Raw genomic sequence first — 12,563 nt, 5'->3', positions numbered from 1 at the left:
GCGCTGATATGCCGTCCGCACCCGCCATGCCTAATGCCACTACCTATGCTACCCGGCGCGAAATTTTCGGCTGGGCCATGTTTGACTTTGCTAACCAGGCCTACACGCTGCTCATTATTACCGTGGTGTTTGGCGAACTATTTACCACGGTCATCGTGGGGGATCGTAATGATGGTTATCGACTCGCCAACTTTTTGTGGAGTCTTGCCCTCGCCATCAGTTATTTGATGGTGGTGATCAGTGCGCCACTATGCGGCGCTATCATGGATTACCGTGCTGAAAAGAAACGCTTTCTGCTATTTAGCTATATGGCAACGGTGGCGACGACGGCGATGCTCTATTTTGTCGAGCCGGGTTACGTGGTGTTGGGGCTCTTGTTGATCGTGCTCTCCAACTACGCTTACTCCATGGGGGAGTCGTTTATCGCAGCCTTCTTACCCGAATTGGGGCCGCCGGATGCGCTAGGCAAAATTTCCGGCTTTGGCTGGGCGTTGGGTTATATCGGTGGTTTGGTGGCGGCTGGGTTTACCCTCGTCGTGCTGGGTGAGGCCACGGCCGAGAACTACGAGCGCATTCGCTGGGTGGGGCCGTTTGCGGCGGGCTTCTTCTTGGTGGCCGCCCTTCCCACGTTCTTATGGCTTAAAGAGCGCGGCGTGCCCAAACCCCACGGTGTCTCCTATCGTCACATTGCCCAGCAGCGGTTATTGGGCACGTTCCAAGAGCTCCGTTACTTCAAAGATTTAAGTATCTTTTTAGTCTCTCTGCTGTTCTCCATGGCGGGGGTCTATATCATTATCGCCTTTGCCTTTATTTATGGCGCGCAAGTGATCGGGTGGGATGAGAGCGTGCGCAACATCATGTTCATCATCGTACAAATCACGGCAGCGGCTGGGGCCATCGGGTTTGGCTTTCTGCAGGATAAACTCGGGGCCAAGCACACCTACCAAATGACCCTGGCTCTGTGGGTGGCCGCGATCGTGGCCATTTGGGCGACTCCCGCATTGACCGCATGGCTCAATCAGCAGTGGGGGTGGCAGTGGCAAGCACAGCACGTGTTCTTGATCGTGGGCTGTTTGGCCGGGTTGAGTTTGGGATCCAGTCAGTCGGCGAGCCGTGCGCTGGTGGGGGTCTTCTCGCCGTTGGAAAAGTCGGCGGAATTTTTCGGTTTCTGGGGGCTGGCGAACAAACTCGCCGGGGTGCTAGGGATCGTCATGCTCGGCGTATTGCAAACGCTGATCGGCCTGCAAGCGTCTATTCTTTTATGTGTGGGGCTGTTCATAACGGCCATGCTGATTTGCGTAGGCGTCAACGAGCGCCGTGGCCGTGAGGCAGCGGTGGCCTGGAAAAGCGCCTGATGCGTCGAGGTGAGCGATGGTGACACACCGGCCGCAGCGCGGCGGCATCGTGATGATGCTGCTATTTTGGGTACTGCTCATGGCAGTGGGCACTTGGTGGATTCAAGGCGGCCTGGAGCAGATGTGGCAGCCGAATGTGCACCTGATGAACACCGCTCCGGATAACGCCCCGGTGACGCTCAAGCGAAACCGAGCGGGGCATTTTGAAGCACCAGGTCGCATCAACGGAGAGCCCGTCACGTTTTTGCTGGATACCGGGGCCACCTACGTGGCGGTGCCTGCCGAGCTGGCCAAGCGTCTGGGCTTGGCGCCTGGACGGCGCGCTTGGTTCAACACGGCCAATGGTCGCGTGGAGGGCAACCTGACCCAGCTAGACGAAGTGGCGTTGGGTGGCATACGCATGCGCAATGTGCAGGGTTCCATCAGCCCCGGTATGGAGCGCGACACGGTCCTATTGGGCATGAGCTTTTTGAATCAGTTAGCCATCGAAATACGCGGGGGAGAGATGGTGCTCAAGCTGCCAGAACCTTAGTGTCCGTTTGTGTTTAGCCCACGCATGTGCTTAGCTGAAGGCTCATGGACGTTAACACGCAAGGAGAGACACATGGGTATCGAAGTCGGCGGTTTATTAGGTTTGATCTGGCTCGTCATTGTCGTATGGGCCATCGTAAAAGTCGCCAAGAGTTCGGCCGGTGGGCTGGCCAAACTGCTTTGGATTATCGCGCTGCTGGTATTTCCCCTCGTTGGGCTGATTGCTTGGTTCTTGTTTGGCCCTAAAGGGTAGCGAACGTCATGGCAGTATGCGTATAAAAAAGGCAGGCCCTAGTGGCCTGCCTTTTTCTATATAGACCGCGGTGAACAGCGGCTAATCATCCATTGCGCCATTGGCATCGCTAGGCGGTGCCTTGTAGTGCCCGGGGATCTTTAGCTTTTCTCCGTTGGGCAGGTCACGTACTTGTGTGGGTACATAGACACGTTTAATGACACTTTTGGCTTTGCCATCTCCCATGGGGATCTCCTCCTGCCAGATTGTCGACAGTTTGCCACTTCACATTAGCGCCTGATGTTTGAAGAATCAAGCTGGCGAAGGGCGCCCAGCAAGGTAAGCCCGGCGAACGTTGATCAAGGGGCAGGCGTTAGCGAGGTTTTAAGGTATCCTGGGAGCTATCACAACCTGCTTTTGCAACGGGTGAGCGGGTGATAATACAAACTGCCTAAGCGGAGTGAAGAAAAAGGATGGTAGATCACTTGGAACAGCAATTTCAAGCACTTGGGGCACAGGATTCGGTCACCCCCGACTACCCCGACCAGGACCACGTGCTGATCATCGAAGACGATCAGCGCTTGGCGGAGCTCACCCGCGACTACCTGGAGGCGAATGGCTTTCAAGTCACTTTGGAAGCGGATGGGGCCAAGGGGGTCGATCGCATTTTAACGCTGCAGCCCGATCTGGTGATCTTGGATCTCATGCTGCCGGGGGAAGATGGCTTGGCGATTTGCCGCCGCGTGAGACCCAATTTTGCGGGGCCTATCATGATGCTGACCGCCCGCACGGACGATCTCGATCAAGTGCTGGGGCTGGAAATGGGGGCAGACGACTACGTGCCCAAGCCCGTACAGCCGCGCGTGCTGTTGGCGCGTATGCGCGCGCTGCTGCGGCGTGCCGATGGCCCCGCCCCTGATGGTGAGATGCGCCTGAAGTTCGAAAACCTGGAAATCGACAACGCCACCCGTGAAGCGTGGCTCTCCGGCGACCGTATCGATCTCACCAGCGCCGAGTTCGATCTGCTGTGGCTGTTGGCGCGTAACGCAGGGCGCGTGCTGACCCGCGAGGAGATCTTTAGCGACCTACGCGGCATCAAGTACGACGGTCAGGACCGCTCCATCGACGTGCGCGTTTCGCGTATACGACCCAAGATCGGCGACGATCCCAATCAGCCGCACCGCATCAAAACCGTGCGCAGCAAAGGTTATCTGTTCGTCAAGGACAGCTAAGAGAGGTTGTCGCATGCGGCGAGTGCTTGGTCACGGCACGTTTTTGCGCTTCTACCTGCTGCTGGGGTTGGCGCTCTGCGTGGTGTTTTTCATCGCGCTGGGCGGGCGCTCCTTCATCGAGCAGGTGCGCCGTGAAGATTATCGGGAGCAGCTCGCCGCGCTGCCCATGTCCTTGATGACCCAACAGCTTGCCGACGTGCCCATGGAGGAGCGTGAAGTCCTGCTTGGGGAGTTTTCGGAGCAGTTGGGTATGCAACTGGCGCTACGCAGTCTCAGCGAGGCACCGCTTGGCTATTTCGAGCGAGCGCGCATCGAGCGGGGAACGGTGTTGGTGTCAGAAGAGCCGTGGCAACTGCGCCAGCGCCTGCCGACGTCCAGCAGCGGTGAGCAGTGGATGCTGGAGGCCACGTTTGGGTCTTGGAGCGAGCGTCAGTGGCAGGGCAGCATGGTGCTGTTGGGCGAATGGTTGGCCGAGATGCCCGCCGAGGATCGGCTCACGGCGCTCACACGGCTGCGCCCTGGCAGCTGGCCGCTGAGTCTGCTCAATGCGTTGCCCGACGACCTGACCACCGAACAGCAGTTTCAACTCACCCTGGGCGGGGTGATTACCCGCCTTGTGTCGGACAAACTCTCCATTACCTTACTGTATCAGTTACCGAACGACGCCGACGACGCGGAGCAGTGGCTTCAAGCAGGCCCGATTTCCCGAGGAGACACGCTGCCACTGAACTTGCACTTGCCACTGCTGGTGGCGTTGATGGTCGTGCTTAGCCTGATTGTTTACCTGATCATGCGCAGCATCGAATCGCGCATGGCACGTTTGGAGCTAGCCGCCACGCGCATCGCCAGCGGGCGCTTGGAAACCCGTGTCAAAGTGGAGAGCGGGGACTTTCTAGGCCGCTTGGGAATGGCCTTCAACGGCATGGCGAACCAGGTGCAGAGCTTGTTACGTGGCCAGCAGGAGATGATTCGCGCGGTGTCTCACGAATTGCGCACCCCGGTGGCACGTATTCGCTTTGCCGTGCAGATGGTCGAAGACATGACCGACCAGCCCGCCATTCAGCGCCAGCTACAGGGCATCGATGCCGATATCGCCGAGCTGGATGAGCTGGTGGACGAAATTTTGACTTACGCCCGCTTGGGTGGCGAGACGGTCAACGGTGCCGAGCTCGAAATGGCCCTGGTCGAATGTCGGGCCATGGCCGAGCGAGTGATCGACACGCTGGCGCCGCTACACAGCGGCCAGCAGCTGACCCTCGTGCCGGGGCCTGATATCGAGCTGCTGGCCGAACCTCGCTATCTACAGCGCGCGCTACAGAACCTGGTGGGCAATGCGTGTCGCTATGGCAAATCTCAGGTGGTGATTCGCCTGTGGGATGAGCCGCACCTGGTACGTATCGATGTGGAAGACGACGGGCCGGGGATTCCTTTCGAAGCGCGGGCCGATATCTTCAAACCCTTTGCGCGGCTGGATGATAGCCGTGCCCGCAGCTCCGGCGGCTATGGTCTGGGCCTTTCGATCGTACAGAAAATCATGGCTGGCCACGGCGGTAGCGTCACCGTGGACAGCAGCCCTGCCTTGGGCGGCGCGCGCTTTACGCTGCTGATTCCTCGTCGCGACTCGCCGGTTTAATCCCCGAAAGCACTGCGAAAGAGGTCTCTTTCGCAGTGCGCAAAAAGTCCTGCATCCATGGCGCGTCGGCGCTCTCTTCCCTTATGGCCGCATAGAGCGTGCTCCAAATGCCCTGGTCGCCGAGCTTCACGGCGCTGACGTAGTCGCGCTCCAAATATTCGGTGAGCGCCCAGTTGGGGAGCGCACACACACCGCGGCCACTGGCGACCAGCTGCATCATCATGATGGTGAGTTCTGCCGTGCGGATCTCTTTGGGGCGCACGTTGGCCGGGGCCAGAAATTGCGTGAACACGTCTAGCCGCGACTGCTCCACCGGGTAAGTAATGAGCGTTTCATCGGCCAGGGCGTCCGGGGTGATATAGGGCTGCCCTGCGAAGCGGTGCTGGCGGGCAACGGCAAGCAGGCCCTCGTAGCGAAACAGCGGCACGTAATGCACCCCTTCCAGCGGTTGCGGGTCGGCGGTAATGACCAGATCCAACTGCTCTCGGGAAAGCGCAGGCAGCGGGTCGAAGTGGTGCCCGCTGGGAATATCGATCTCTACTTCCGGCCAGTGGTCGCGAAAGTAATCCACCGTGGGCATGAGCCACTGAAAGCAGCTATGGCACTCGATGGCCATGTGGAGCCGCCCCTGCTCGGTGCCTGCCAATCGAGCCAGGTCCCGCTCGGCTTTACGGACTTCCGGCAGAATCTCATCGGCCAGCGCCAGCAGCCGTAACCCTGCCCGCGTGAACTCCACTGGCCGGGTTTTGCGCACGAAGAGCGCGCTATCCACACGGCTTTCCAGATCTTTCAATTGGTGCGAAAGAGCCGACTGCGTCAAATGCACCCGCTCGGCGGCTTCCACGAGCGAGCCGGTTTCGCGCAGGGCCAGCAGGGTGCGCAGATGGCGTAATTCAATCATTGTGAGTATTTTTCATGTTTGGTATTAAAATCTTTAGTTTGATTCACGTTGATGCGGCGCTCAAACTGTGTGAAATCATTCACGTTGGAAGGATTCATCATGACAGTTTCTCATATTCTCGGCTATCCCCGCATTGGCGCACAGCGCGAACTGAAAAAAGTCACGGAAGCCTACTGGAAGGGCGACGTCAGCCGTGACGAGCTGGAAGCCGCCGGTCAAGCGCTGCGACTGGCCCACTGGCAAACCCAGCAGGCTGCGGGCTTGGACATGGTCAGCGTGGGTGATTTCGCTTTTTACGATCAGGTGCTGAACGTTTCCGTGATGCTGGGAGCGGTACCCAAGCGCTTTAACGCCCAAGACGAGGTCAATGCAGGCCGTGTCGATCTGGACACCGCCTTTCGCATGGCCCGGGGTCGCGCGCCGAGCGGTGCCCCGGCGGCCGCCTGCGAGATGACCAAATACTTCGATACCAACTACCACTACCTCGTGCCGGAACTGCATCAAGGACAGACGTTTACCTTAGCCTCCACGCGTCTGTTTGACGAGGTAGATGAAGCGCTTAAAGCGGGCTTTACGCCCAAAGTGACGCTGACCGGGCCGCTGACGTGGCTTTGGCTGGGTAAGGCCAAGGGCAGTGATTTTAACCGTCTCGAATTGCTCGATAGCGTGCTGGATGTATATAGCGAGGCGCTGTCTCGCCTGGCGACTCAGGGCATTGAGTGGGTACAGCTCGACGAGCCCGCGCTGGTACAGGATTTGCCACTGGCCTGGCAGCAGGCCTACGAGCGTGCTTACCATCGCCTGCAGTCCGCTCCGCTGAAGCTGCTGGTCGCTACCTACTTCGGCGCGCTGGGCGACAATCTTTCGCTCACCACGCGGCTACCGGTAGAGGGTCTGCACATCGATGCCGTGCGTGCTCCCGAACAGGTGGAGAGCGTGATCGATCGGTTAAGCCCGCATCAGGTGCTCTCGGTAGGTTTAGTGGATGGCCGAAATATCTGGCGGGCCGATTTGGCGGCACTGCGTGAGCGCTTACTGCCGCTGAAAGTGCGACTGGGACAGCGGCTGTGGCTCGCGCCTAGCTGCTCGCTGCTTCACGTGCCGGTCGATCTGCGTCAAGAGACCGAGCTGGACGCCGAGCTGGTGACTTGGCTGGCCTTTGCTCGCCAGAAGCTGGATGAAGTGGTCACGCTGGCGCGACTGATTGATAACCGCGCCACGCCGGAAGACGAGCAGCGTTTGAGCGAAGCAACCCGCGCCTTGGACGCGCGCCGGGAATCGACGCGTATCCACCAACCCGCTGTGAGCGAGCGTTTGGCCGCCGTCACGTCACAAGACAGCCAGCGTCAGTCGCCCTATGCACAGCGTGTGCAGGCCCAGCGCAGGCTGCTGGCACTGCCGCTGTTTCCCACCACCACGATTGGCTCGTTCCCGCAGACGGATGCCATTCGTGCCGCTCGTCGGTCATTTAAAGCCGGTGAGCTAAGCTTGGCGGACTACGAAGCGCGGATGCGCGAAGAGATCGCCTACGCAGTGGAGCGCCAGGAAGCGCTTGGCTTGGACGTGCCGGTGCACGGCGAAGCCGAACGGAACGACATGGTGGAGTACTTTGGCGAGCAGCTCGACGGTTTTGCGTTTACCCGCTTTGGCTGGGTGCAGAGCTATGGCTCCCGCTGTGTGAAACCGCCGATTATCTTTGGTGACGTGACCCGCCCCACGGCGATGACCGTACGCTGGAGCGAGTACGCTCAATCGCTGACCGAAAAGCCGATGAAAGGCATGCTCACCGGGCCGGTGACGATCTTACAGTGGTCGTTCGTGCGTGACGACCAGCCCCGCGCCACCACCTGCCGTCAGATCGCCCTGGCGCTGCGCGACGAAGTGTGTGACCTGGAAAAAGCGGGTATCCATGTCATTCAAATCGATGAGCCCGCGCTGCGGGAAGGGCTGCCGTTGCGCCAGAGCGAGTGGCAGCGCTATTTGGATTGGGCCGTCGAGAGCTTCCAGCTGAGTGCCGCAGGGGTAGCCGACAGCACACAGATTCATACTCATATGTGCTATTCGGAGTTCAACGACATCATTGGCGCCATTGCCGCGCTGGATGCCGATGTGATAACCATCGAGACGTCGCGTTCGGATATGCAGCTGTTGGATGCGTTTCAGGACTTCGCTTACCCCAACGAGATCGGGCCGGGTGTCTACGATATCCACACCCCGAATATTCCCGAGGTGGAGTGGATGGTGGCACTGATGGAGAAAGCGCTGGAGAAAATCCCTGCCGAACGTCTGTGGGTCAACCCGGATTGCGGATTGAAAACCCGTGGCTGGGCCGAGGTAGAGCCAGCCCTCGCGAATATGGTGGAGGCCGCTGAGCAGCTGCGCCAGCGTTACGCTTAAGCCAAGCGTGTTACTCGGCTTTTATTACCCCGCTGCTAAGTGCAGCGGGGTTTTTGCATTAGCTCTTCGAGGCGTAGGCGTACAGCAGCGTTTCCTGAGCACTGATTGCGTCACCGCTGCCGGGGTCCTGCAGCTGGTAGCTGCCGTCGCTCTGCAAGAGCCAGCTCTGGCAGTTATCCACCAGGTAGGTCTCCAGATCTTTACGTACCCGAGTGGCGAGCTTCTTATCCAGCAGCGGGAAGCACGTCTCGACCCGGTGGAACATATTGCGCGACATGAAATCGGCGCTGGAGCACCAGATTTCCGGCTTGCCGTCGTTATGGAAGTGAAATACCCGGGTGTGCTCAAGGAAGCGGCCAATGATCGAGCGTACGCGAATGTTGTCGGATACACCGGGAATGCCCGGCTTCAGGCAGCACATGCCGCGAATGATCAGATCGCACTCCACGCCCGCTTGAGAGGCGCGGTATAGCGCTTTGATCAACTTGGGTTCTGTCAGCGAGTTGCACTTTATGATGATATGGCCGCGTTTCCCTTTACGTGCCACCTGGGCTTCCCGATCGATCATCTCGACTAAGCGCTCGTGCAGCGTGAAGGGCGCATGCAGCAGCGTATCGATCTTGCGCGCCCTGCCCATGCCCGAGAGCTGCTGAAAGACTTTATGCACATCGGCGCATAGCGCTGTGTTGGCAGTCAGCAGGCTGTAGTCGGTGTAGAGCTTGGCAGTTTTGGAGTGGTAGTTGCCGGTGCCCAGGTGCGCGTAGTGGCGCAGCTCGCCCTTCTCACGACGCACGATATGCAGCATCTTGGCGTGGGTCTTATACGCCATGATGCCGTAAATCACGATCGCGCCTGCTTCTTGCAAACGTGACGCTAGCTGCAGGTTATCCGCCTCGTCGAAGCGCGCCCGCAGCTCGATCACTACGGTGACTTCTTTGCCCTGGCTGGCGGCATCCACCAGCGCGGTGACGATGGGTGAGTCCGAGCCGGTGCGGTAGAGCGTCTGCTTGATGGCCAGCACGTCGGGGTCACGGGCGGCTTCCCGCAGTAAGTCTTCGATAGGCGAGAAGGATTGGAAGGGGTGGTGAAGCAGAATGTCACTTTTCGCGATGGCGCTAAACAGGCTGCTGCCTTTCAGCGCTTTGGGCACGCTGGGAGTGAACGGGCGGTAGAGCAGCTCGGGGCGGTCGACGTCGCCCAGCACGGCCATCATGCGGGTCAGGTTCACGGGCCCCTGTACGCGATAAAGATCACCGCTCTCCAGATCGAACTGACGCAGCAGGAAGTTAGTCAGGTCGTCGGGGCAGTTGTCGGCGACTTCCAAACGCACGCCGCTACCGTAGCGACGGGCCAACAGCTCGCCGCGTAGGGCGGAGGCCAGGTCGGACACTTCTTCCGGGTCGACGGTCATGTCCGCGTTGCGGGTCAGGCGGAACTGATAGCAGCCCCGCACGCGCATGCCGGGGAAAAGCTCTTCGGCGTGGGCATGAATCATCGACGACAGGAAAACGTATTCGGAGAAGCCCTCGGCGCACAGCTCTTTCGGCAGCGCCATCAGGCGTGGCAGTGAGCGGGGGCGGGTAGAATCGCCATCCCCCCTGCGCGGCCAAAGGCATCTTTCCCCTCGAGCTCGACGATGAAGTTGAGGCTCTTGTTGACCAGCCGTGGGAACGGGTGGGAGGGGTCGAGGCCGATGGGGCTGATGACCGGCATGATTTCGTTGTCGAAGAAATCACGCACCCAGGTTTTTTGCGCATCGGTCCACTGGTCGCGACGGCGAAAACGCAGCCCCTGAGCTTCCAGCGCAGGTAGCAGCGTATCGTTGAGAATCTCGTACTGGCGGGCAATTTGCTGGTGCGCGATCTCGGAAATCTCGGCCAGCACCGCTTTGGGTAAGCGGCCATCGGCGGCAGTGGTGTCGTCGCCCAGGGCCATTTGATGCTTGAGCCCGGCGACGCGAATTTCGAAGAACTCATCCATGTTGGAGGAGAAGATCAGCAGAAACATCAGCCGGTTCAGCAGCGGATGCGCGTCGTCCAGCGCCTGCTCCAAAACACGGATATTGAACTGTAAATGGGAGAGCTCACGGTTGAAGTAGAGCTGAGGGTCATCCAGGTCGGCTTCGGTGTGCGACTCTTTGGCTTGGACCCCGGTTGGCGTGCGGTTGATGCGCAGTGGCGCGATATCGACGTCGCTGCTCGACGTCTCACTGGGCTGTAACGTCGACGATAGTGTCGACGTGGAATCTGTTGCGTTGTCGTCCATGGTTGCCCCCCCGCAGTAGTGGTTTTTACCCATCATAGCTTCATAACGATAATTAAATCAGTATGCAGGGGGAAGATGACAAACTGGTGTCACCGATTTGTCATCTTAATGGCATAAGCGACGTTCAGCGCTGAAGAAGGCGCGCTGCTTCCAGGGCAAAATAGGTCAAAATGCCGTCGGCTCCCGCCCGCTTGAAACACATCAACGACTCCAAAATCACCGGTTCTGCCTCTAACCAGCCGTTGTCGAATGCCGCCCGATGCATGGCATACTCGCCGCTCACCTGATAGGCAAAGGTGGGCACCTGTAGCTCGCTTTTGACCCGACGCACCACGTCCAGATAGGGCATGCCCGGCTTGACCATCACCATGTCCGCCCCTTCGGCGATGTCCATCGCCACTTCGTGCATCGCTTCGTCACCGTTGGCCGGGTCCATCTGGTACGTGCGCTTATCCGCTTTGCCCAGGTTGGCCGCCGAACCGACCGCGTCGCGGAAGGGACCGTAATACTTGGAGGCGTACTTGGCGCTGTAAGCCATGATGCGCACGTTGTGCAGATGCTCCTGCTCCAGCACTTGGCGAATGGCACCAATGCGGCCATCCATCATATCGGAAGGCGCGACCACGTCGGCACCCGCCTCAGCGTGGGAGAGCGCCTGTTTGAGCAGAGTGTCGACGGTGCGATCGTTTTGAACGTACCCCTGCTCATCGAGAATGCCGTCCTGCCCGTGGCTGGTATAAGGATCGAGGGCCACATCGGTAATGATCCCCAGCTCGGGCAGCGCCTGTTTGAGCGCACGCACGCTGCGCTGTACGAGGCCACTGGCGTTGTACGCCTCTTCGGCCAGCTCGCTTTTCTGCTCAGGGCCAATCACCGGGAACAGCGCCAGTGCGGGAATACCCAGCGCATAGGCTTCGCGGGCCTGCTCAATCAGCAGATCAATCGAGAGGCGCTCGACGCCGGGCATGGAGGCCACCGCTTCACGCTGATTTTCACCTTCCAGAACGAAGACCGGCAGGATGAGATCGTTGGGCGTCAGCGTCGACTCTTGCATCAGGCGGCGCGAAAAATCGTCCCGGCGCATGCGGCGCATTCGGGTGGCGGGGAAGTGGCGTGGGGTTGAGGTAGTCAACGGCTCTCTCCAAGCAATCGCAATGTGGGTGCCCCGTTCAGGGCTTGGTGTGAGTATATCAGTCATGCCATGCAGCGAAAGCCGCCTTGTGGCAGCGATGGAGACTGACTAAAGTGAGCCATTCAGCCACATGGATGGCTTGGATAAGGAGAGAGGTATGACGAAGCAGGTAGCGGTCGTATTAGCGGGGTGTGGCGTCTTTGATGGTTCGGAGATCTACGAGACCACCTTGACGCTGTTGCGCTTGGATCAGTTGGGCATCGGTTATCGCTGCTTTGCCCCGGACGTGGCGCAGCACCATGTGATCAATCACCTGGACCAATCGCCGGTGGAGGGGGAAACCCGCAACGTACTGCAGGAGTCCGCGCGTTTGGCCCGTGGCGATATCAGCCCGATTACCGAGCTGGAGGCAGACGACTTCGATGCGGTCATCGTGCCGGGGGGATTCGGAGTGGCCAAAAACCTCTCTGATTTCGCCCTGCAGAGCGACAACATGCAGGTATTGGAGAGCGTGAAAGAGGCGCTCGCCGGATTCAAAGAGGATGCCAAGCCCATCGGTCTGATGTGTATTGCCCCGGTGATGGTACCGCGCCTGCTGGGCGATGGCATTGCGGTCACCATTGGCCATGATCCGGGCGTGGCGGGTGCGATCAGCGCCATGGGCGGCCTGCACCGTAGCTGTGGCGTGGAAGATATCGTCGTGGATCACGAGCACCGTGTGGTCACGACCCCGGCGTACATGCTCGCCACGCGTATCAGCGAAGCCGCGACGGGGATTTTCAAGCTGGTGGATCGTATCGATGACATGATGGGGTGATGGTCACGCGGACGCGTGCGCGGGGCCACTCGTAGGGAAAAAGCCTCTGTCATCGTGGGATGACAGAG

The 12,563-nt window shown here is 59.5% G+C and carries 10 protein-coding genes and 1 pseudogene; 7 read left to right on the top strand and 4 right to left on the bottom strand.

All coding sequences use genetic code 11. From position 1 onward, the window contains the following. Positions 1-8 precede the first annotated feature (8 nt). The 3 genes from CTT34_RS15170 to CTT34_RS15160 all read left to right on the top strand — a co-directional run bounded on the left by CTT34_RS15170 (position 9) and on the right by CTT34_RS15160 (position 2,139). Positions 9-1,355, top strand: a complete 1,347-nt coding sequence (locus tag CTT34_RS15170; protein ID WP_254436400.1) for an MFS transporter — start codon at positions 9-11, stop codon at positions 1,353-1,355. Positions 1,356-1,371: 16 nt separating this feature from the next. Next, positions 1,372-1,887, top strand: a complete 516-nt coding sequence (locus tag CTT34_RS15165; RefSeq protein ID WP_159343174.1) for a retropepsin-like aspartic protease family protein — start codon at positions 1,372-1,374, stop codon at positions 1,885-1,887. A gap of 72 nt (positions 1,888-1,959) precedes the next feature. Then, a complete protein-coding gene (locus CTT34_RS15160) occupies positions 1,960-2,139 on the top strand; it encodes a PLDc N-terminal domain-containing protein (RefSeq protein ID WP_139526324.1) in 180 nt (59 codons plus the stop codon). Between the two features lie 81 nt (positions 2,140-2,220). Here CTT34_RS15160 and CTT34_RS18275 read toward each other — a convergent pair whose 3' ends face one another. Next, entirely contained in the window at positions 2,221-2,364 is a 144-nt protein-coding gene (locus CTT34_RS18275; RefSeq protein WP_167520884.1) for a hypothetical protein, read from the bottom strand. 227 nt (positions 2,365-2,591) lie between these two features. Between CTT34_RS18275 and CTT34_RS15155 the strand changes: the two genes are divergently transcribed. Beyond that, positions 2,592-3,350 (top strand): winged helix-turn-helix domain-containing protein, encoded by a 759-nt coding sequence (locus CTT34_RS15155; protein ID WP_159343173.1) that lies wholly within the window; start codon positions 2,592-2,594, stop codon positions 3,348-3,350. 13 nt (positions 3,351-3,363) lie between these two features. Further along, positions 3,364-4,983 (top strand): ATP-binding protein, encoded by a 1,620-nt coding sequence (locus tag CTT34_RS15150; protein ID WP_159343172.1) that lies wholly within the window; start codon positions 3,364-3,366, stop codon positions 4,981-4,983. On the opposite strand, the gene CTT34_RS15145 is transcribed toward CTT34_RS15150, so the two are convergent. Continuing rightward, a complete protein-coding gene (locus tag CTT34_RS15145; protein WP_159343171.1) occupies positions 4,946-5,884 on the bottom strand; it encodes a LysR family transcriptional regulator in 939 nt (312 codons plus the stop codon). The genes CTT34_RS15150 and CTT34_RS15145 overlap by 38 nt on opposite strands. Before the next feature lie 99 nt (positions 5,885-5,983). Between CTT34_RS15145 and metE the strand changes: the two genes are divergently transcribed. Continuing rightward, positions 5,984-8,281, top strand: coding sequence for a 5-methyltetrahydropteroyltriglutamate--homocysteine S-methyltransferase (gene metE, locus CTT34_RS15140; protein WP_159343170.1), 2,298 nt, complete (start codon positions 5,984-5,986; stop codon positions 8,279-8,281). 58 nt (positions 8,282-8,339) lie between these two features. On the opposite strand, the pseudogene ppk1 reads toward metE, so the two are convergent. Both ppk1 and hemB read right to left on the bottom strand, forming a co-directional pair. Continuing rightward, positions 8,340-10,546 (bottom strand): annotated as a pseudogene (gene ppk1, locus CTT34_RS15135) (polyphosphate kinase 1). 124 nt (positions 10,547-10,670) lie between these two features. After that, positions 10,671-11,678, bottom strand: a complete 1,008-nt coding sequence (hemB, locus tag CTT34_RS15130) for a porphobilinogen synthase (RefSeq protein WP_159343169.1) — start codon at positions 11,676-11,678, stop codon at positions 10,671-10,673. Between the two features lie 157 nt (positions 11,679-11,835). On the opposite strand from hemB, the gene elbB reads away from it, so the two are divergent. Further along, the gene (elbB, locus tag CTT34_RS15125; protein WP_159343168.1) at positions 11,836-12,495 is read left to right on the top strand and encodes an isoprenoid biosynthesis glyoxalase ElbB; all 660 of its coding nucleotides are present in this window, start codon (positions 11,836-11,838) and stop codon (positions 12,493-12,495) included. Positions 12,496-12,563 lie beyond the last annotated feature (68 nt).

The sequence above is a fragment of the Halomonas meridiana genome (genome assembly GCF_009846525.1).
GTDB lineage: Bacteria > Pseudomonadota > Gammaproteobacteria > Pseudomonadales > Halomonadaceae > Vreelandella.
This window is presented reverse-complemented; position numbering and strand designations above follow the sequence as displayed.

Bases quoted from the DNA above. Each gene is read 5' to 3' on its own strand.
- CTT34_RS15170 (WP_254436400.1), top strand. From the start codon at position 9: ATGCCGTCCGCACCCGCCATGCCTAATGCCACTACCTATGCTACCCGG.
- CTT34_RS15165 (WP_159343174.1), top strand. From the start codon at position 1,372: ATGGTGACACACCGGCCGCAGCGCGGCGGCATCGTGATGATGCTGCTA.
- CTT34_RS15160 (WP_139526324.1), top strand. From the start codon at position 1,960: ATGGGTATCGAAGTCGGCGGTTTATTAGGTTTGATCTGGCTCGTCATT.
- CTT34_RS18275 (WP_167520884.1), bottom strand. From the start codon at position 2,364: ATGGGAGATGGCAAAGCCAAAAGTGTCATTAAACGTGTCTATGTACCC.
- CTT34_RS15155 (WP_159343173.1), top strand. From the start codon at position 2,592: ATGGTAGATCACTTGGAACAGCAATTTCAAGCACTTGGGGCACAGGAT.
- CTT34_RS15150 (WP_159343172.1), top strand. From the start codon at position 3,364: ATGCGGCGAGTGCTTGGTCACGGCACGTTTTTGCGCTTCTACCTGCTG.
- CTT34_RS15145 (WP_159343171.1), bottom strand. From the start codon at position 5,884: ATGATTGAATTACGCCATCTGCGCACCCTGCTGGCCCTGCGCGAAACC.
- metE (WP_159343170.1), top strand. From the start codon at position 5,984: ATGACAGTTTCTCATATTCTCGGCTATCCCCGCATTGGCGCACAGCGC.
- elbB (WP_159343168.1), top strand. From the start codon at position 11,836: ATGACGAAGCAGGTAGCGGTCGTATTAGCGGGGTGTGGCGTCTTTGAT.